General features: G+C 70.6%; 18 protein-coding genes and 2 pseudogenes. 12 read left to right on the top strand and 8 right to left on the bottom strand.

Annotation, left to right across the window (positions count from 1 at the left end):
• Positions 1–206: 206 nt before the first annotated feature.
• The gene (locus IEY61_RS23890; protein ID WP_189048085.1) at positions 207–635 is read left to right on the top strand and encodes a hypothetical protein; all 429 of its coding nucleotides are present in this window, start codon (positions 207–209) and stop codon (positions 633–635) included.
• 242 nt (positions 636–877) lie between these two features.
• Entirely contained in the window at positions 878–1,045 is a 168-nt protein-coding gene (locus tag IEY61_RS23895; RefSeq protein WP_189048086.1) for a hypothetical protein, read from the top strand.
• A 17-nt stretch (positions 1,046–1,062) separates the two neighbouring features.
• On the opposite strand, the gene IEY61_RS23900 is transcribed toward IEY61_RS23895, so the two are convergent.
• Entirely contained in the window at positions 1,063–1,800 is a 738-nt protein-coding gene (locus IEY61_RS23900; RefSeq protein WP_229706395.1) for a DinB family protein, read from the bottom strand.
• Between the two features lie 107 nt (positions 1,801–1,907).
• Between IEY61_RS23900 and IEY61_RS23905 the strand changes: the two genes are divergently transcribed.
• The 6 genes from IEY61_RS23905 (at position 1,908) to IEY61_RS23930 (ending at position 6,521) form a co-directional block, all read left to right on the top strand.
• Positions 1,908–2,210 (top strand): SDR family oxidoreductase, encoded by a 303-nt coding sequence (locus IEY61_RS23905; protein ID WP_189048087.1) that lies wholly within the window; start codon positions 1,908–1,910, stop codon positions 2,208–2,210.
• Positions 2,211–2,322: 112 nt separating this feature from the next.
• A complete protein-coding gene (locus IEY61_RS23910) occupies positions 2,323–2,952 on the top strand; it encodes a dihydrofolate reductase family protein (protein WP_189048088.1) in 630 nt (209 codons plus the stop codon).
• A gap of 41 nt (positions 2,953–2,993) precedes the next feature.
• Complete coding sequence (locus IEY61_RS23915) at positions 2,994–3,320, top strand: YciI family protein (RefSeq protein WP_229706397.1); 327 nt, start codon at positions 2,994–2,996, stop codon at positions 3,318–3,320.
• Between the two features lie 2 nt (positions 3,321–3,322).
• Positions 3,323–4,549: an RNA polymerase sigma factor gene (locus IEY61_RS23920; RefSeq protein ID WP_189048123.1), complete on the top strand. Its 1,227-nt coding sequence runs from the start codon at positions 3,323–3,325 to the stop codon at positions 4,547–4,549.
• A gap of 121 nt (positions 4,550–4,670) precedes the next feature.
• Entirely contained in the window at positions 4,671–4,889 is a 219-nt protein-coding gene (locus IEY61_RS23925) for a hypothetical protein (RefSeq protein WP_189048091.1), read from the top strand.
• Positions 4,890–5,069: 180 nt separating this feature from the next.
• On the top strand, positions 5,070–6,521 hold the full coding sequence (locus IEY61_RS23930; RefSeq protein ID WP_189048094.1) for a DEAD/DEAH box helicase: 1,452 nt from the start codon (positions 5,070–5,072) through the stop codon (positions 6,519–6,521).
• 200 nt (positions 6,522–6,721) lie between these two features.
• On the opposite strand, the gene IEY61_RS23935 is transcribed toward IEY61_RS23930, so the two are convergent.
• The 5 genes and pseudogenes from IEY61_RS23935 to IEY61_RS23955 all read right to left on the bottom strand — a co-directional run bounded on the left by IEY61_RS23935 (position 6,722) and on the right by IEY61_RS23955 (position 12,871).
• A complete protein-coding gene (locus IEY61_RS23935; RefSeq protein WP_189048096.1) occupies positions 6,722–9,202 on the bottom strand; it encodes an ABC transporter permease in 2,481 nt (826 codons plus the stop codon).
• A gap of 160 nt (positions 9,203–9,362) precedes the next feature.
• A pseudogene (locus tag IEY61_RS23940) lies at positions 9,363–9,698 on the bottom strand (putative immunity protein); the annotation flags it as partial.
• A 7-nt stretch (positions 9,699–9,705) separates the two neighbouring features.
• Positions 9,706–10,584, bottom strand: coding sequence for an RNA polymerase sigma-70 factor (locus tag IEY61_RS23945; protein WP_189048098.1), 879 nt, complete (start codon positions 10,582–10,584; stop codon positions 9,706–9,708).
• Positions 10,581–11,171 (bottom strand): carboxymuconolactone decarboxylase family protein, encoded by a 591-nt coding sequence (locus IEY61_RS23950; RefSeq protein WP_189048100.1) that lies wholly within the window; start codon positions 11,169–11,171, stop codon positions 10,581–10,583. Before IEY61_RS23950 ends, IEY61_RS23945 begins: the two co-directional genes overlap by 4 nt.
• Before the next feature lie 122 nt (positions 11,172–11,293).
• On the bottom strand, positions 11,294–12,871 hold the full coding sequence (locus IEY61_RS23955; protein WP_229706396.1) for a DUF4139 domain-containing protein: 1,578 nt from the start codon (positions 12,869–12,871) through the stop codon (positions 11,294–11,296).
• A gap of 130 nt (positions 12,872–13,001) precedes the next feature.
• Between IEY61_RS23955 and IEY61_RS23960 the strand changes: the two genes are divergently transcribed.
• Positions 13,002–13,556 (top strand): hypothetical protein, encoded by a 555-nt coding sequence (locus tag IEY61_RS23960; protein ID WP_189048104.1) that lies wholly within the window; start codon positions 13,002–13,004, stop codon positions 13,554–13,556.
• Between the two features lie 35 nt (positions 13,557–13,591).
• Here the strand turns inward: IEY61_RS23960 and IEY61_RS23965 are convergent, their stop codons facing one another.
• Both IEY61_RS23965 and IEY61_RS23970 read right to left on the bottom strand, forming a co-directional pair.
• Entirely contained in the window at positions 13,592–16,483 is a 2,892-nt protein-coding gene (locus IEY61_RS23965) for a glycosyl hydrolase family 95 catalytic domain-containing protein (RefSeq protein ID WP_189048106.1), read from the bottom strand.
• Between the two features lie 407 nt (positions 16,484–16,890).
• Positions 16,891–17,529 carry a TetR family transcriptional regulator gene (locus IEY61_RS23970; protein WP_189048108.1) on the bottom strand — a complete coding sequence of 213 codons (639 nt, stop codon included), beginning with the start codon at positions 17,527–17,529 and terminating at the stop codon, positions 16,891–16,893.
• 89 nt (positions 17,530–17,618) lie between these two features.
• On the opposite strand from IEY61_RS23970, the gene IEY61_RS23975 reads away from it, so the two are divergent.
• The 3 genes and pseudogenes from IEY61_RS23975 to IEY61_RS23985 all read left to right on the top strand — a co-directional run.
• Positions 17,619–19,211, top strand: coding sequence for an acyl-CoA mutase large subunit family protein (locus IEY61_RS23975; protein WP_189048110.1), 1,593 nt, complete (start codon positions 17,619–17,621; stop codon positions 19,209–19,211).
• Positions 19,212–19,264: 53 nt separating this feature from the next.
• Complete coding sequence (locus tag IEY61_RS23980) at positions 19,265–19,879, top strand: biotin transporter BioY (RefSeq protein ID WP_189048112.1); 615 nt, start codon at positions 19,265–19,267, stop codon at positions 19,877–19,879.
• Positions 19,876–20,056, top strand: a pseudogene (locus IEY61_RS23985) (methylmalonyl-CoA carboxyltransferase); the annotation flags it as partial. The gene IEY61_RS23980 and the pseudogene IEY61_RS23985, both read left to right, overlap by 4 nt.

The following is a 20,056-nucleotide window of genomic DNA, read 5'->3' on the forward strand; positions in this document are numbered from 1 at the left end:
TCAGAGCTACGACTTCAAGGGCAACGTGCTCACCGCTGCCCGCCAGTTCCGCGCATCGCACCGGTCGGCACCGGACTGGTCCGGGCCGGTCGCGCTGGACCCCCAGGTCCACGCCACCACCACCGTGTTCGACGCGCTGAACCGGCCCACCGAGCTGAGCGCACCGGACGGCTCGGTGGTGACACCCGGGTACAACGGTCACCGACATGGTGACCGGCATCGACTACAACCCCAAGGGGCAACGGCTGCGGGTGGTGTACGGCAACGGGGTGACCAGCACGCTCTCTTACGACCCGCTGACGTTCCGGCTGACCCGCTGCCACACCGCCCGGGTCGACGCCACGCTGCAGGACCTGCGCTACACCTACGACCCGGTGGGCAACATCCTGCGGATCAGCGACGCCGCGCAGCCGTCGCTGATCTTCCGCAACCGGCTGGTCAGCGCCGACCTGGACTACCGGTACGACTCCCGGTACCGGCTGATCGAGGCCACCGGCCGGGAACATCTCAGCCAGGGGGCGGCGGTGCCGCCCGGGGCCAGCGACGCGATCCGCAGCCGGCTGCCGCATCCCCATGACGGCGACGCCATGGCCCGATACCGGGAGCGGTACTTCTACGATCGGTCGGCAACCTGACCCGGATCATCCACCGCACCGAGGATCCGGCCACCCCCGGGTGGACCCGCGACTATCCGTTCCAGACCCCGAGCCTGCTGGAGCCGGCCGAGACCGGCAACCGGCTCACAGACCCCGGATTCGGCTACGACCCGCACGGCAACCCCACGACGCCGCTGGCCGCGGGCCGGGGCGGTGCCGCTGACCGATGCCGGGGTGGCGATCCCGGAGTACTTCATGCAGGACATGTTCAATCCGACCAGGTGCCGGATCATCGACCACCTCGGCAACGTCCGGCCGGCCCAGCCGAGGACTGCGTCGGGCTGGAACGGGCCGCGGTCTGGGACGCCGCGCACATCGAGGAGCGGCTGCGGGACCAGCACGCCGGCCGACCCAACCCGCACCTGGAACACCTGTGCCTCAAGCGTTAGGTGGGTGACGCGGTACGTCAGGTCGATGCTCGGCCCTCCTGCTGCGTCTTGAGGTCACGCAGCGCGAAGCGGAGGTGCTCCCACTCCTCGTGAAGGATCACGTGGAGGCAGCGCAGGACCGACACTTCGTGTTCGGGTGACCACGGGTGCTGTCGCGGCTCGGCGAGCCGCTCCGGCGTGACGCTCGCGAGGAACTCCCGCACCATGGCCTGCCGATCGGCACGCAGTTCGAGCACCTCGGCCAGGCTCGGCTGCCTGGTCTCGAAGATCGACATGTCGAATCCATCCGTCTCGTACTCGGCGTGCGGCTGGCCGAGCGGATGGAAGGGCTGCGGCCGGCACAGGATCGCTTTACCGAGCCACGCGTCGGTGGCGCACGCGAGGTGGCGCAGGGTCTGCGCGAACGACCATTCGCCATCGACCGAGACGTCGACTGCGCTCGCGGGCATGGCTGCGACCTCGTCGACCGCCACGGCCCAGGCCCGTTCCAGCGCCGCCCACGCCGACCGCAGGCCGTCCGGGTCCTTGGCGTGCCTCAGCTCGCGCCCAGCGAACCGGCGGTTGAGCTCGGCCTCGACGAACGGCACGACGTCGACACCGTTGACCAGAAGTGGTCCGTCGGTCAGCCACGGTGTGTCGATGTCGAGCCCGCACACGTCAACGCCGCGCATCACCGCCCCGGTCAGCGTCGAGTTGTCGAACCGCGCGCCCTGCAGGTCCCTGCCGACGAACGCGATGACGTCGTCCTGCGCCACTCGAATCCCTTCGTTGAGATGCGCGGCGATCGTAGCTCGTGCCCGATCATCGCTGCCGCTCCGACGATCCCACGGTCAAAGCGGCAGCGAGCCCCCGTTGATCACTCGTGGGCAGCGGCGTGCAGGTCACCGCCGTATGCCCGGGCTGGGTCCGCACCGAGTTCCACCGCCGTGCTGCTCTCGATGTCGACGACGTACCGCACTATCTCTGGTTGAAGCCGGAGACCGTGGTCGACGTCGCGCTACGCGACTTCTCCCGTGGGGTCCGGGTGAGCGTTCCCACCGCCCGGCACAAGACCATCGTCGGCCTCAACCGCGCGGTGCCACGCCGACTCGCCGCAGCGATCTCGGCGCGCGTCGGTTCCCGGCGGACGGGCCGCCGAGCTCCTGCCCCGGACTCTGCCGATTGATGCAGCGCAGCGGAAATCCGCGAGGCGGTGTCGGATCGGGGCGGAGGCGTTCGTAGCAGGGGTGAAAGACCGCCCACGAGGGGCGCCTTAGAACCACAGGAGATTCGGCGCCATGAAACTGACGACCACCACGAACGTCTCTGTCGACGGCGTGATGCAGGGACTTGGCGGGCCGGAGGAGGACCGCAGGGACGGATTCGAGCGCGGCGGATGGGCCCTGCCGCTGTTCGACGAGGGGGTCGAGGCGTTGCTCGGCCAGGTTTACCAGCGCGCCGACGCGTTCCTGTTCGGACGCCGGACCTACGAGGTCTTTGCCGCATCCTGGGGCGTGGTCGAGGAGATGGCGAACACTCCCATCGGACGTGCCCTGAACAAGCAGCGCAAGTACGTCGCATCGTCCACGCTCAGCGACCCGCGGTGGGCGGACACCACCGTTCTCTCCGGTGACGTCGCGGCCGCCGTTCGGGAACTGAAGGCCGAGCCGGGGGGTGAGCTGCAGGTGCACGGCAGCCTCAGCCTGGTCCGCTGGCTGTTCGACAACCAGCTCGTCGATGAGATCGCCCTGCTCACGTACCCCGTGGTGGTCGGTCAGGGCATGCGGCTGTTCCCCACCACCGGCCCGGACACCGCACTCGAACTGGTCGATTCGCGAGCCACCGCGAACGGCGTGACATTCCAGGTCTACCGGCCCAGCGGGTGCCCGCAGTACGCAACGGCCGTGCCCACCCCGAACCTGACGTAGGTACCGCACCGGACGTGCACACCCCCCAACAACAGGAGATGATCATGCAGTACCTGGTTTCCGTGATCGACGACAAGACCAACTCCGCCACCCCGAGCGAGTTGGGCGCCATCGACGCGTTCAACGACCGGCTCCGAGCCGAGGGCCACTGGGTCTTCGCCGGGGGCCTCGCGGCGCCCAGCACGGCCACCGTCATCGACAGCCGCGGCGGGGAGGCTCTGTTCACCGACGGTCCCTTCCTGGAGTCGAAGGAGTATCTCGCCGGCTTCTGGATCATCGAGGCCCCCGACCTCGACGTCGCGCTCAGACTGGCCGCCGCAGGGTCGAAGCATTGCAATCGCAAGGTCGAGGTAAGGCCGTTCCTGTGAGCGTGGTCGACGTCCGGGAGGCGATCACCCGCGCCCACCGCGAGCAGTGGGCGCGGGTGGTGGCGGCCCTGACCCGACGTTTCGGTGACCTCGACATCGCCGAGGAGGCGGCGGCGGAGGCGTTCGCGACCGCCGTCGAGCGGTGGCCGGGCGACGGTGTGCCCCCCAACCCCGGCGCCTGGTTGACCACCACCGCCAATCGCAAGGCCATCGACCGGATCCGGCGCGAAAACAAGCGCGACGACAAGCAGAAGGAGGCTCAGCTGTTGTACGACGGCGTCCCGCCCGAGCCTCTCGGCGCCATCGACGACGAGCGGCTCCGGCTGATCTTCACCTGCTGTCACCCGGCGCTCGCGATGCAGACCCGCGTGGCGCTGACGCTGCGCATGGTCGGCGGTCTGACCGTGCCCGAGATCGCCCGTGCCTTCCTGGTGCAGGAGACCGCCATGGGGCAGCGGATCACCCGCGCAAAGGCCAAGATCAAGGCAGCTCGCATCCCGTACCGGGTGCCGTCGACGGAGGATCTCCCGGCGCGCGTCTCCGGCGTACTCGCCGTCCTCTTCCTCGTCTTCAACGAGGGCTACCTGGCGACCGGCTCCGGCACCGACCCCGTACGTCACGACCTGACCGCCGAGGCGATCCGGCTCTCCCGCCTGATCCATGCCCTCATGCCCGACGACGGTGAGGTGACCGGGCTGCTGGCGCTGATGCTCCTCACCGAGGCCCGCCGCACCGCCCGGGTCTCGGCCAGCGGCGAACTGGTGCCCCTCCACGAGCAGGACCGTGGGGCCTGGGACACGGCGCTGATCGCCGAGGGGCATCGGCTGGTGCGCGAGCGCCTGGCCACCGGGGTGGCCCCGGGTCGCTACCAGCTCCTCGCCGCGATCAACGCCGTACACACCTTCGCCCGCGACGTACGCGACACCGACTGGTCACAGGTCGTCGCCCTCTACGACCAGCTCGTCCGCCTCGACCCCGCACCGATCGTCGCCCTCAACCGGGCCATCGCCGTCGCCGAACTCGACGGCCCCGAGGTGGCACTGGCGGCCGTCGACCGTCTTGAGCACCACCTGGTCGACTATCACGCCTACCACGCGACCCGCGCCGAACTGCTGCGGCGGCTCGGCCGGAGCCAGCGGTCGCGCGCGGCCTACGACAGAGCCATCGAGCTGGCGGGCAACACCGCCGAGACCGCTTACCTGACACGCCGCCGCGACCAGCTGAAATAGCGTCCGGCGGGCGACGCCGGGCAGGGCGGCCAGCTGACGAACGAGGCATCTGCACAAGGTCAGGGCGGTTACCAAGATCGTCGAAGTTCCACACTCGGATCCGGTGCTATACGGTCGGGGGGTGAAAACCGAGCATCACTGGTGGAACGGCAACCGCAGCGTGCGAGGACGCCGCGACGTGTACATCCGCACCGATGGCGAGTCGTGGGAGGTCGAGGCCCGAGCCGGCGGCGACGCTGGCCGGTCGAAGATCTACCCGTGCCCGGGCCGGCGGTCGGCGGAGATCCTGGCCGGGGCATGGATGGACGGACAGAGCCGGTGGCAGGTCATGGTCCCCTGATCGGCCGACGCCGATGCTCGTCCACCACCTGTCGGCTGGCGGCGGGATCCGGCAGCGGGTTCGAGTAGAATGACAGCACGGTCCGCCCAGCATGGCGGCCGGGTTCGATGTCCCACGCCACGCGCCGCGGCCGGAACGGTCAGCGCCGGGCGGGACGTTTCTTCGACGTTCGGAGCCTTCATGGCGGCAAGCCGCCCACGCCAGACCACCTCGTCCGACTCTCTCACCTTCGCCGACCTCGGCGTGCCCGACGCGCTGAACCGCGTGCTGGCCGCGACCGGGGTGGACCGGCCGTTCCCGATCCAGGCCGCGACACTGCCCGACGCGCTCGCCGGACGGGACGTGCTGGGCCGGGGCCGCACCGGTTCGGGAAAGACCTATGCCTTCGTACTGGCGGTACTGACCCGCCTGGCCGCCACCGCCGCGCCACGGCAGGCCGGGCGCCCCCGGGCGCTGATCCTCGTACCCACTCGTGAGCTGGCCACCCAGATCGACAGCGTGATGGCGCCGCTGGCGCAGGCGCTGTCGCTACGCACGATGACGATCTTCGGTGGCGTCGGCGCCCGACCTCAGGTCGCCGGGCTGCGCGCCGGGGTCGACGTCCTGGTGGCCTGCCCGGGCCGGCTCGCCGACCATGTCGAGACCGGTCACGCGCGCTTGGACGCCGTCGAGATCACCGTGCTCGACGAGGCCGACCACATGGCCGATCTCGGTTTCCTGCCCACCGTACGGCGGCTGTTGGACCAGACCCCGCGTGGCGGGCAGCGTCTGCTGTTCTCCGCCACCCTGGACGCCGGCGTCGATGTCCTGGTGCGGCGGTTCCTCACCGATCCGGTCGTGCACAGCGTCGACTCGACGCTGTCGCCGGTCGCCGCGATGGCGCACCACGTCCTGCACGTCCACGCCGAGGACCGGCTCGCCGTGCTGGTCGAGCTGACCGCCGCGCCGGGCCGGACCGTGGTGTTCACGCGCACCAAGCGGGGCGCGAAGACCCTCGCCCGCCGGCTGGTCGCGGCCGGGGTGGCCGCCGTCGAACTGCACGGCAACCTGGCCCAGGGCGCTCGCACCAGGAACCTTCAGGCGTTCTCCGACGGCCAGGCCCAGGCGCTGGTCGCCACCGACATCGCCGCCCGGGGCATCCACGTCGACGACGTGGCCCTGGTCGTGCACGCCGACCCGCCGGTGGAGCACAAGGCGTACCTGCACCGCTCGGGCCGCACCGCCCGGGCCGGCGCGGCCGGGACGGTCGTCACACTGATGACCGACGGGCAGGTGCCGGAGGTACGGGAACTGACCCGTAAGGCGGGCGTCACGGCGACCACGACCCGGCTGCGCCCGGGTGACGCGCTGCTTCGCGAACTCGCCCCGGGGGAACGGACGCTGGTCCCCCAGCCCATGCCGCAACCCGCCGGTTCGCGGCACGAGACGCAGCGCGCCGGTTCGCGGCACGAGACGCAGCGCGCCGGTTCGCGGCACGAGACGCAGCGCACGGGCTCGCGGCACGAGACGCAGCCGGCCCACGGCGGCCGGGGTCGACGCGGCGGCAAGCCGGCGCCGACCACCTCGGAGCGATCCGGTGCGGCGGCCTTCTCCGCCCGGGCCCGGCCAGTCGCTCGCCACGGCGGGCGCTGACGCATTGTGCCGTCGGAGCGCCACCGCACCCGGTCACCGGTGCGGTAGAGGCGCTCGCCCGGCGCACCGTACGGGTCGGGCACGAACCGCTCGGCGGCCAGGTCGGGCCGGCCGAGCTAGCCGCGGGCCAGGCCGGCAGCGCAGACGCGTGGACGCCGGGGCAGCCCGTAGCGGGCACCCGGTCGCCTCGCCCACAGCGGTTACTCGCGGGCACCGACGAGCTGCACGGCCGGCGCGCGCATGGTCACCCGAACCGTCAGCAGCGAGGTGACGAGCACGAGCAGCGCGATGCCCGCGACGAGCGCCACGCCGGCGGCCCAGGGCACCGCGACGGGTACCCCACCGACCAACCGGGACAGCGCCGCCGCGGTGCCGGCAAGGTTGACGGCGGTGGCCAGCACCGCGAGCGCCGCGCCGACGCCGACGACGAGCAACGCCTCGCCGGTGACCACCCGCCGGACCTGCCGCGGGGTCGCGCCGGCCAGCCGGAGCACCGCATACTCCCGCACCCGCGAGGCCGCCGCCATCATCATCATGTTGACGATCGCGATACCGCAGTAGAGCGCGGTGACGCCGAGCAGAAGCCCCACGCCGGCCATGCTGCTCTGCGGGGTACCGCAGTTCTCACCGCACTCGAAATCGTCGCGGGAGCCGATCCGGGCCTGGTAGCTACCCGCGAGCGACTCGATCCGCTCCCGCACCCCCGACGGGTCCGCGCCCGGGCGGAACCTGACCAGGATCGATTCGGCCAGGCCGTCGCCGCCACCCCGCGCCGCGTACGACGGAGCCAGATAGACCTCGGAGCCGCCGATGCCGTGGGCCACGACCGCAGCGACCCGCAGCGTGATCTCCTGTCCGGTGCCGAGCCACAGGCGCAAATCCTGCCCCACCGAGGCCTCGATGCGGTCGGTGACCACGACGGTGTCGTCGGCGAGGTCTGCCATCGAGCCGGAGAGGACCTTGCGCGGCGAGGTCTGCTCCAGCGCCACCGGGTCGACCGCGATCGCATCGAAGTCGCGGAGGCTGCCGGAGTCGTAGCCGTACACGGTGAGCGGCACCGACGTGGCCACGTACGCGTCGCCGGGCCCCGCCAGCAGCTCCCCGAGCGCCGGGCTCAGGCCAGGCGCGCCGTCGGGGAGCAGCACCAGGTCGGCGACGAGGGTGTTGTCGCGTTCGGCGATCCGGGCACTGTCGATGGTGCCGAGCGCGCCGAGCAGCGACAGTGCCAGCCCGAGGGTGAGCAGCACCGGCGCGGCGGTGCCGACCGTGCGCCGGACCGCGTTGAGCGTCTGTTGGCGCACGAGCAGGCCGACCGCGCCGCGCCGCCGGGTCAGCGGCCAGGTGACCACCCGGATGAACGGCGGCACCAGCACCGGGGCCAGCACCGCCACCCCGGTGACCGTGATGATGAGCAGCCACATGTAGATGACCGGAACCGTGGCGATGTGCGGTTGCGCCCGGTTGACGAAGACCATCCCGCCAAGGGCGCAGAACAGCAGGACGAGCCCGGCGATGAGCCGGCCGCGGGTCAGTGTGACCTGCTCGTCCCGCGCCTCCCGCAGCGCCTCGATCGGCGAGACTCGGCCGGCGTGCCCGGCCGCGGTGCGGGCGGCCACGCCGGCGACACCGACGCCCACGATCACGGATACCAGAAGCGGCGGTGCGGCCGGTCCCGCGTCGAACCAGGCCGGCGCGATGTCGTCCCGGGCCAGCCGGTCGCCGAGCAGCGGCCCGCCGATCACGCCGATCGCGCAGCCGACGATCGAACCGGCGAGCCCGACCAGCGCCGCCTCGCCCAGCACCAGCCGCCGCACCTGACGGGCGGTGGCACCGAGCATGCGCAGCAGGGCGAACTCCGCCCGCCGCTGCGCGACGGTGAACGCGAACGTGGAGGCGACCACGAACACCGCGACGAACGCGGCGAGACCGCCCGCGACGGCGAGCAGCGTACGCGTGTTGAGTATCTGCTGGCGGTCGCGCCGGGCGGCCTCCTCGGCCTGCCGGCGGTCGTCGCCGGTGAGCACCTCGCCACCGTCGCCGACGATCCGGCTCACCGTCGCCTCGTCCGGCGCGGAGCCGGGCAGGAAGGCGACGGCGGTGACGGCCGGGGAGAGCCGGGCGGCCTCGGAATCGCTGAAGAATACCGCCGACTCGAAGCCGACGGCCGCGACCACACCGACCACCGTGTACTGGCTGGGTCCGGCACGCGTGTTGACGGAGAGGCCGGCGCCCTCGGTGCCCATGCCCGACGGCACCACGATCTCGTTGGCGGCCGCCGGGGGTCGGCCGGAGACCAGTTCGTAGCGTCCCAGCTGCGACACCGCCCACGGGTGCCCGACCTGCCCGGCCGGGCCGCCTGGGACCTGCGCATAGAAGGTGCGGTCCACGACGGTCCGGCCAGCGGCTGCGAGCCGATCGACCAAGGCGGGGGCGACGGGGGGACGGTCATCCTGGCGTACCGACTCGACGTCCTGCTCGTTGTCGAGGACCAGGCGTCCCTGGCCGACGACGACCACCGGAGAGTCGACGAAGCGCTCGGGCGGTCGAGGCGCTGCGGTCATCGTCGCGCCGAGCACGATCGCGACCGTCGAAATCATGCCGACGCCGATCGTCAGCGCGACGAACGCGCCGAACACGGACAGCCAGCGGAACCGCAGGGTGGCCCCGGCAAGCCCGATCATCGGGTGCTGACCTCCAGGTCTGCCATCCGGGCGGCGGGACATCAAGCAGTGCGAGCCGCAGTCCGCCGTACGTTATCTCACGATCCTCGACCGTGCCGGCCGGTACTGCAGCAGCTCGGTGCCGGCCCACCGCTCCAGCGCCGTCACCTGCTGCGAGAGCTCAGCAGTCAAACACCGACCAGCAGATGTCGTTGCGCAACCGCTGGTCGTCGAGCACGAGCTCGCGAATCGCCTCCGGGAGTTGGTCCCGCTGCCACCGGCACTCGCGTCGCCCTGCGGCATCGCTCCCGCCTCGCGGCTCGGCGGCACGTGCGGCCTTGATCGCGTAGGCGGCCGCACCGAGTTCGTGCGCGGCGACGTGTGCGACGACCGCCGCCTGGCCAGCAGCGTACGCCGCATGCCGTGCGGCCCCACGCAGGTCTCTGGCCGCGCCCATCGCATGACCGCCCGCCGTGCGAGCCTGCATCCTCATGACCTCACCCCGCGCCCAGGCGCGGGGTTACTCACCGTCGAAGCTCGGCCACCTCACCCAGTCGCTCGAGCTTGTGCGGGTTGCGGATCGCATAGATCTCGGTGATCCGGCCGTCGTCGATGACGAACGACACGGCCGTGTCGTTCTCGCCGCCCGGGTCGATGCGCGCCGCGATGCCGCCGTTGAGGTCGACGATGAAAGCGCGGGCTTCGGGCGCGACCTCGGCGAAGCGGGCCATCACCGGGGCGAGCTTCGCAGCCCCGCGGACCGGCTTCGGGATTGCCGGGGCCAGGCCGCCACCGTCGCCCACGACCAGCACGTCGGGAGCCAGCACCTCAAGCAGTCCGGGCACGTCGCCGGTGGTCAGCGCGGCCAGGAACCGCTCGACCACCTGCTGCTGCTCGGTGCGGCTCACCGACATCCGCGGCCGGCGTGCCGCCACGTGCTTGCGGGCCCGCGTCGCGATCTGGCGCACCGCCGCCGACGACTTGTCCAGCGCCTGGGCGATCTCGTCGTACGGCACGTCGAAGACCTCGCGGAGCACGAAGACCGCGCGCTCCGTCGGTAGCAGCGTCTCGAGTACCGCCAGCATGGCGATCGACACGCTCTCCGCCAGCTCGACGTCCTCGGCGACGTCCGGGCTGGTCAACAGGGGCTCGGGCAGCCACTCGCCCACGTACTCCTCGCGCTGCCGTGCGAGCGTGCGCAGCCGGTTGAGGCAGAGCCGGGTCACGATCCGCACGAGGTACGCCCGGGAGTTCCGGACCTGGCCGCGCTCGTCGTCGACCAGGGCTGCCCACCGCAGCCAGGTCTCCTGCACCACGTCCTCGGCGTCGGCGACCGAGCCGAGCATCTCGTAGGCAACGGTGAACAGCAGGCTGCGGTGGGCGACGAAGGGGTCCTCGCTCATGACGCGGACGCTACTCCCGGTCGCTCGGCCAGCGGCTTCAAGCCGCACGCGGCGGCGAAGCCGTCAGACTCGATGCCGAGCGCCACGTTGCCACGCGTGCTCATGTTCGCGAAGGCGATCACCGTGGTGAGTTCGACCACGGCGGACGGTCCCAGCGCGACGTGCAGCCGGTCCACCAGCTCGTCGGTCACGGTCGGCGGTGTCTGGCTCATCGCCTCGGCGTACTCCAGGACGTCCCGCTCCAGCGCAGTGAAGACGTCCGCCTCCCGCCACCGGGGAATCTCGCGCGCCTTCTCCACGTCGAGTCCCCTGTTGCGGACCTCGAAGTAGTTGAAGTCCAGGCACCACGTGCAGCCGACCAGCGACGCGACCGCCATGTGGGCGTACGACTTGAGGTTCTCGTCGCAGGCGTCCCACTTCTGCAACTTGCCGCCGAGGCCGAAGCTGGCGAACAGCACCCTGGGGTTGTGCCAGTAGACACCCACCGCCGTCGGTACCTTGCCCAGTTTCTTCTCGATCATTCGCTTGATCAGTGCTCCCTTGACGCCGGTGATCTTCGCCGGAGGGATGCGGGTCGGGTGCTCCATGTCTTCTCCTGTGTCGATGGCTGGGCCGACGGGTAGGTCGGCACGCCATGAAGACACCGGCCGGGCCGCGGATGTGACATCGAGCGGGAGGAAGCGGGTGGACGCCATGTACGGGCTGACGCCTACTCTCGCCAGCCGGTCAGCTCGACCCCCTTGGCCAGGTCCACCCGGAAGCCCAGCGCGACCTCGCCGCGCTCGCCCGGCTCGAGCGACAGCCGCCAGGTCAGCTCACCCAGCTCCGTACGCTCGACCGGCGGCGGCACGACGGTCGTCTCCCGCACCACCACCGCCTCGTCGCGCGACACCGGAAGCTGATCACGCACCTCGACCCTCGCCGGGCGGGGCGTGTGGTTGGCGACGGTGATCCGGTACTCCACCTCCCGCCGCCGGGCCGACCCGAGCGTGGCCTTGGTCTCGGCACGCCGATGCAACTTCCGCTCCACCCGCAGCCGGTCGTCCACCCCGAGCGCCAACTCGGCCTCCTCACCCGGCGCCCACATCGGCAGCCGGGTGGACGCGACGAAGTCGGCGTCGTGGAACACCGCGGCCGGGCCGGGCAGCAGCGTGTGCTCCGACGTGTTGCGTACCGTGGCCCGCAGGTGCGCCTCGGCGGCGCGGACCGGCACGGTGACATGGTCCAGCCGGGCCGGCAGTTCCAACACGGCGATGGTGGCCCGGTGCGCGCTACCGTCGGCCGGCACCGCCACCGGCCGCGCCGGCCGGTAGGTGGCGGCGCTCACCCCCTGCTCGACCTCGGCGACGCTCTCCCGCAGCCGCGGGTGCGCCCCGGCGGGACGGGCCGGACCGCTGCGGGCCGGGGCCGCGCCGGGCTCCGGCATCCCGGCCATCATCTCCGCCGACATCGCGCGCGGGGGCGCCGGCCGGAATCGGTCGAGATACCAGGGCGACAATTCCGGTACGCCGCTCGCCGCCGCCGGCCGGGCGGTGGAAAGTTGAAGTTCGCACTCCGGCCAGTCCTCCCCGGTGTTCTGGCTGACCACCCCGAACCAGGTGACGGTCACGGTGTCGTCGACCAACCGCAGGTCGTAGGAAGGTTGCCACCGGGCCCCCTCCACCAGATACGTCAGCTCCAGCTCGACATCGGCGTCGTCGACCTCCACCGCCACGATCACCTCGGCGGCCAGCCGGTCCGGCTCCCGCTTGCCGTGTGCGGCGTCGAGATCGCGCTCGACCGCGGCCAACTCCTCCGCCAACTCGACACGCCGGCGGGCCAGCCCGCGCCGCCGGGCGCGCGAGTCGGCGAGTTGGGCGGCCACCGAGTCGGCGAAGGCGGCCACGTCGCTCGGGGCCGCGTCGCCGGCGGCCAGCGCGCGGGCGTACGTGCCACCGGCACGCTCGGCCAGCCGGGTGAGGAACTCCCCGCGCTGCTCCTCGATCCCGTCCGCGTCGTCGACCTCGGCCACCTCGTCGGCCAACTCACGGCGGCGCTGCTCCAAGCCGACGACCTGCGCGTCGGTGCTGCGGGCCTGCCGCCAAGTGGTCACGTCCACGCCGAGCACGGTGGCCGGCCCCCGACCGCTGACCCGGACCGAGTCCCGCCGCAGGCCGAGCGGGAGCGGCGCGACACGTACCCGGTGCCGGCCGGCCGCCAGTCGGGTGCCGCCGCGCCGGGTCACCCGGGCCCGGTCCGGATGAACGGTGACTCCGACGACGGGCGCATCGATCTCCGCAGTGTCCACGGCGGCGAGGATAGCCGAACGTCGCTCGGTCCCTGGCCTGCGGCGGGAAGGGCTTGACGCGCGGACGTCCCATCGTGCACGGTCAATTGACATCGACAATCTCAAATGAATGTTTGACCGGGGAGAACGGATGAAGGCCTTCGTCACCGCCGCTTCGGCCGCGGCCCTGCTGCTCCTGGCCACCGGCAGCGCGCCTCACGGCCGGCCGGCGGCCGACGCGCCCTGCGTCGGGCAGATCCACGCGAACCCGGGGTTCGAACGGGGCACCACCGGCTGGACCGCCGGCCCCCGCATCGTCGTGCTCGGCGACGCGACCCGGCCCGCACACCGCGGCCGCGCGTACGCCACCTTCGCCGGGCTGGACGTGACGCGTACCGACCTGCTGCGCACCACCGTCACGGTGCCGGCCGACTGCGATCTGACGGTCCGCTTCTGGGTCCGGACCACCACCACGGAGACCAGCCGTGGCGACTACCTGAACGTCGGGCTGGCGGTCACCGGGACACCCCCGAAGACGAGGTACTCGCTGGCCTTCGACGGCGGGTCGCAGTGGCGGCAGTACTCCGTGTCGACCGGGACGGCGACGACCGAGCGCACCGCGACGGTCAGCTTCATCGCCAGCGAGACGGCCGGCAACGGCGTCACGACCTTCGACGTCGACGACGCGACCTTCACGTTGAGCTGATCACGGCGGCAATCGCCGAGACCGCCATCGCCGGCTCACACCCCGGCGACCTGCCATTCCTGGCTGGCATCGCCGCTGACCGGACGCTGGACGATCCTGGCGCCGTCCGCGCTGGAGCCGCCTTCGACGTCCACACACCACCCGTTGCGCACGTTGACGAGCCGGTAGTACCCACTGGTCGCCGCGGGGACCAGATTCCACCACTGGTTGGTGCCGCCGTTGTCGGCCCACTGGATGAGTCCCTCGCCCTGGCCGGAGCCGCCCGGGCTGTCCAGGACCTTGCCGCTGCGGACGCTGGACAGCCGGAACGAGCCATCCTGGTTCGGCAACAGCCGCCACTGCTGGTTGGTCGCGCCGGTCCACGGCCACTGGATGATGGACGCGCCGTCGGCGGTGGAGCCGCCGTTGACGTCCAGCGCCTTGCCGCTGCGCCGGTTGACCAACCGGGAGATGCCGGAGCCGGGACCGGCGGGCAGGCCGACGGCCACCTGCACCTGTTGCCCGGCGGTCAACGAGATCACCCGGGCGTGCGACCCGAGCGGGGACGAGGCGATCGGAGCGGAGGTGGTGAGGGATGCGATCCCCCGCCGGCTGATGAGCGTCATCGCCTGGGTGACCGCCGAGGTGAGGGTCACCGTGGTGGTGCGGCCGGGCAGATCCCAGGCGAGGCTGTCGATCCGGACCTGGTTGCGTCCGCGTACGCCGGTGATGGTGCCCTTGGCGAGTTGGTCGGGCACGGCGGGCAGCAGCTCGACGATGCCGGGCCTGGTGTGGATGAGCGCTTCGCTGAGCACGGCCGGCAGGGCATTGGCCGCATCAGCGTTGTAGGTCTCCAGGTTCGGGTTGTGCGACGTCATGAGGGAACGGAAGATCATATTGTTGCCGATGATCTTGCGGAGGTTGCTGTAGACCCCGACGCCGTCCTTCAGCCGGGCGCTGGCGAGGGCCCGGTGCAGGCTGCCGTGCGCCGAGGTGTTCTCGTCGCCACGGAGCGCCAGGGCCCGCAGCCCGGCGGTGACGAGCGCCGGTTGGTCCTCGGGGTTGATCTCGTGCAGGGGCCAGGCCCCGTAGAGGTGGTGGACGTGCCGGTGGTTGTAACGATCCGTGAGGCCGGGCCAGGACCATTCGGCGAGGGCGCCGCTGCCGTTGATGGTGTAGGGCGGAATCTTCGCCAACAGGGCAGTCCAGCGCGCGACACCCTGACCCGGGCCCTGTTCGACACCGAGCGCGTTGGCGGCGTCGATGGCCGCTCGTAGGGCGTGCTTGCCGGCCTGGATGTCGCCGGTGGCGTTGATCGCCAGCAGGACGTTGGTGCTGGCCGGCGAATTCTCCATCGAGAACGACGGCACGAACACCACCCGGCCGGACGCGTCGGTGCGAGTCAGGAAGTCCTCGTAGAACAGGGCCAGTTCCATCAGCGCCGGGCCCAACTTGTCCGCCAGGAACGCCCGGTCGCCGGTGACCTGGTAGTACTCCAGCAACGGGTAGAACAGCCAGTCGGCGCCGCCGGTCCAGCACTGACCGGGGAAGCCGCCGTCGAAGTGCAGCATGTACCCGTACTCGCCGTCGGTTCGGGACGGGGCGAGGAAGCCGCGGGCGCCGTACAGGTTCCGGGCGTTGGTCCGCCAGTGGGCGAGTTGGCCGAGTACCAGGTTGAAGTAGCCCTGCATGGCATCGGTGAGGTCGAGAATGTTGCCGCCGGCAACCTGTAGGTTGACGTTGGCGTCGGTGGTGAAGTCGTCGGCCCAGGCACCGTTCCAGGTGCCGGCCCAGATTCCGGTCAGCCGGGGCGGCAGCACCCCGCTGGAGCTGATGAACAGGTAACGGCCGCTGTCGTAGAGCCGTTCCAGCAGTGCCAGGTCCATCGTGTCGCGATTGGCGTTCTGCCGGGTGATCAGCTCACTTGTCGACATCTGACGGTCGGTGGCAGACACGTTCAGGTCCAGCCGCGAGCGGTCGTACATCGCCGAGTGCTGGGCGATGTGCCGGGTACGCAGCGCACCGTAGTCCGCGCTCACCACGGCCAGCGCCGCGTGCAATGGTTTGGCGTCCCACGCGGTGGCCGACTCGTACCGGTCTAGCTTGGTCAGCAGGACGAGCCTGGTAGCTGCGGCGACGACGATGGTCGACCCGACCGCGGTCACCGTCCCACCGGCGGGAACGACCCGGGTGACGCCCTCGAAACCGAACGCACCCTGCCCGGACGGGTAGGTGCCTCGCAGGTTCAGGTAGCCGGAGCCGTCGCTGACGGTGGCCAGGGTGCTGAAGCGGACCGAGCTCGGGACGCCGGCCAGGGAGGTGTTGACGCTCAACGTCGCGTCGATCGACCGGCCGGATGCGGGGGTCAGTTCGTGCACGATGATCTTGTCGGCTCGGGAGGCGAAGGCCCGGCGGGTCCAGGTACCACTGCCGTCCGTCCACGTGGACGTGACTTCGCCGGTTCGAAAGTCGGTGAGGCGGGCGTATCCGTTGGCGGTAGTCATGCCGGGGGTGCTGATCTGCAACTCGAAGCCGGGATGGTAGGTCTGCGTCCAGCGCAGGCTCCAGCCGGCGGCGAAGTCCGCGTTGGCACCACCGTAGTTCCCGGCCAGCGCCTTGTCCCGCACCCCGTTCAACCGGCCGGAGATCACCGGCGGGGTCGCGCCGCGGCTACCGTTGGGCATCACGAAGCGGTGATGATTGAAGATCACTTTCTCTAGCGTCGGCGCTCCGTACAGGACGGCCCCGTACTCACCGTTCCCGGTCAGGAAACCGTCCGTCCACGCTGTCGCGGCCCTGGTGTCGTAGATCCCCCGGTCGGGCAGTGTGACCCCCGGCGGTGCCGCTGCGGCCCGGTGGGCGCTCCCGGTCGAGGTCAGACCGACCGAGCCCGCGGTCAGCGCGGCGGCGGCGAGGACACCCCTGCGGCTCATGGGCAGATCAGTCATCCCGGTTCCTTTCACGATACGTGCAGCCACCGGCCATCGCCATGAGCATGCGAAGGACAGCAGGTCGAATCGGTTCGATGAATCCTAGGCGACGCAACGATGGTGGTCAATCTTGTGCGCGTCGGCGGTTGCGCCTGCCGGGGCGGACGGCCGCACCGGTCTCCGTGGTGTCACCGCTGTGACGCCGTGCTGGGTGTTCGCTGCTCGGAGCCGGGTTGCGGCAGCGTCACGGCTGGACGGGCGCTGCGGTGCTCGTGTAGCGACAGCAGGACGACCGAGCCCAGGACCAGCACGGGGCCAACCCATTGACTGGGGACGAGCCCATCAGTTCGTCGTCATCAGGGTTGAGGTGATCCACCCGAAGCCGCAACGGCGGCTGCACCACCGAGCTCGTCGAGGGGCCCCGCTCAGACGGCGTTCTGCGAGCTTTGTCGGCGGCTCTGAGCGATCAGCGGTGCCGTGAGGTCGGCGACCGTCGTCAATGCGGCCTCCAGGGCAGGGCGGGGACTTTGCGTTCCCCCGGACCGCAGCCACTCGCGGAGCACCTGGTTGTGGGCGGCGACGAAGGACGCGGCCGCGACATGGGCCGCGAGGGCGGCCTCGGAGGTGTTCGGCAGCCTGCTCCGCAGGTAGTCACTGAGAACCCGTTCGTACCTGGCGACGCTGGCGACCTCGCGGTCTCGAAGAGCCGCGACTTCGCGCGTCAGCCGGTAGCGGGCGAGTGTTTGTTCTGGCGTCGCCATGAAGCTCTCGAAGATCAGCCTGGTTGCCTCGGCAACGGCGAAGACCGGCTCGGTGTTCGCTGAGGCACCGAGGTACCAACGCACGCGGTCCAAGACCGAGTCGTGATCAGGGAAGATCACGTCCTCCTTGGAGCGGAAGTGCCGGAAGAACGTGCGCCGCGCGACGCCCGCAGCCGTGGTGATGTCGTCGATGGTCGTGCTCTCGTACCCCTGGACCGTAAAGAGTTCGAAGGCGGCCCTTGCCAGTCGATCCCGAATGGGCTCCCCTGCTGAGGGAGCGGCCGGCGGGATGTTCGGGTACATGCTCGGACGATAGCATCTCAGCATTGAGTGACAGATCACAGGCACGCCATGCTTGAGATCTGTCACTGAGTGCCATTAGGGTCCCGGGTATGCCTGTGTCCCCGCCGGCTCGCAGCGAATCCGGCCTTCCCGTCGACGCGGTCTACGACGAGTCTTCGCTGCCGAGCTTCGACCCGAAGGCCAAGCTGGGCGCGCCGGGGGAATTCCCCTTCACCCGTGGCGTCTACCCCACGATGTACACCGGCAAGCCGTGGACGATGCGCCAGTACGCGGGGTTCGGCACGGCCAAGGAGTCCAACGAGCGCTACCACCAGTTGGTCAAGGCGGGCACGGGCGGCCTGTCCGTGGCCTTTGATCTGCCGACGCAGATGGGCTACGACTCCGACGAGCCGATCGCGCACGGCGAGGTGGGCAAGGTCGGGGTCAGCATCGACTCCCTCGATGACATGCGGACGCTGTTCCGCGGGCTGCCATTGGACAAGGTCAGTACGTCGATGACCATCAACGCGCCGGCCTCGACGCTACTGCTGCTCTACCAACTGGTCGCCGCCGAGGAGGGAGTCGCGGGGCACCAGCTCACGGGCACGATCCAGAACGATGTGCTCAAGGAGTACATCGCCCGGGGCACCTACATCTATCCGCCCAAGGAGTCCCTGCGTCTCATCAGCGACATCTTCGCCTACTGTCAGAAGGAAATCCCGCGCTGGAACACGATCTCCATCTCCGGCTACCACATGGCCGAGGCGGGGGCCACGCCGGTGCAGGAGATCGCCTTCACGCTGGCCAACGCCAAGGAGTACGTCCGCACAGCCATCGCGGCCGGGCTCGACGTCGACGACTTCGCGCCGCGGCTGTCGTTCTTCTTCGTCGCCCGGACCACGCTGCTCGAGGAGGTGGCAAAGTTCCGCGCGGCGCGGCGGATCTGGGCACGCATCATGCGGGAAGAGTTCGGCGCGAAGAACCCCAAAAGCCAGATGCTGCGCTTCCACACCCAGACCGCCGGCGTACAACTGACGGCCCAGCAGCCCGAGGTCAACCTGGTGCGGGTGGCGCTCCAGGGGCTCGGGGCGGTGCTGGGCGGAACGCAGAGCCTGCACACGAACTCCTACGACGAGGCCATCGCACTTCCGACGGAGAAGGCCGCGCGCTTGGCGCTGCGCACCCAGCAGGTCATCGCCTACGAAACGGACGTCACCAAGACGGTCGACCCGTTCGCCGGCTCCTACGTCATCGAGGCGATGACCGACGACGTGGAGGCGGCCGCGGTGGAACTCATCCAGGCTGTCGAGGAGCGCGGGGGCGCTGTGGCCGCGATTGAGCAGGGTTTCCAGAAGAGCGAGATTGAGCGCTCGGCCTACCAGACCGCGCTCCAGATCGACCGCAGCGAGCGGACGGTGGTGGGCGTGAACCGGTTCACCTTGGACGAGGAGGAGCCGTACGAGCCCCTCCGGGTCGACCCCCAGATCGAGGTGGACCAGCGCGAACGCCTCGCGGCGCTACGCAAGGAGCGTAACAACGACGCGGTCGGCCGGGCCCTCGATGACTTGCGTGCCGCGGCGTCAGGCCGCGACAACGTTCTCCTGCCGATGCGTGAGGCGCTGCGCCAGCGAGCCACGATCGGCGAGGTCAGCCATGCCCTGCGCGATGTGTGGGGCGTGTACATCCCGCGCGACTCGTGGTGACGCCTCCATAACCGTCGACCAGTACCCTCCAGCGTCAACAGACAAGGACAGCGATGACTACCGCGCTCAGCCTTCCCACTCCACTGCCCGTGCTGGCCGAATCCGCACTCCCGAGAGTGCTGACGCGTACCGGCGCCACGGTCGTCCTGGGTACGGCCTTGACCGCTCTCGCCGCTCAGGTCGTCGTACCGATTCCCGGCTCGCCCGTCCCGGTCACCGGGCAGACCTTCGCGGTCCTGTTGACCGCCGCCGCCCTCGGTCCGGCCCGGGGCCTGGCCAGCCAGGTGCTCTACCTGGCGCTCGGCGCCGCCGGGCTGCCCGTCTTCACGCAGGGCGCTCACGGCGTGCAGGCCCTGTTCGGCGCCACCGGCGGCTACCTCGTTGGTTTTCTGCTCGCCTCGCTGATCGTGGGCGCCGGCTCGCGTCGTGGCACCGACCGGTCGATGCTTCGCGAGTTGGCAGTTCTGGCGCTGGCTTCGGCGGCGATCTACGCGTGCGGGGTGACCTGGTTGGCCATCGTGACCGGTATGGGCCTGGCCACGGCGGTCGCCGTCGGTATGGCGCCCTTCCTCGTCGGCGACGTCTTCAAGGCGGTACTGGCGTCAAGCCTCCTCCCGGCGGCCTGGAAGCTGGTCACCCGTCTCGACTCCTCCGGATCCGCGCGATGAGCGGGGAAACGGTCTCGGTGACCGAGACGGGGATCAGCATCCACAGCACTGCGGGTAAGTTGGCGGACCTGACGCGTCGGGTCGAGGAAGCGGCACACGCCGGGTCGGCCCGCGCGGTGCAGAAGCAGCATGCCAGGGGTAAGAAGACCGCCCGGGAACGGATCGGGATGCTGCTGG

Origin of the sequence: Micromonospora sonchi (assembly GCF_014646235.1) — a bacterium.
Taxonomy (GTDB): Bacteria; Actinomycetota; Actinomycetes; order Mycobacteriales; family Micromonosporaceae; genus Micromonospora; species Micromonospora sonchi.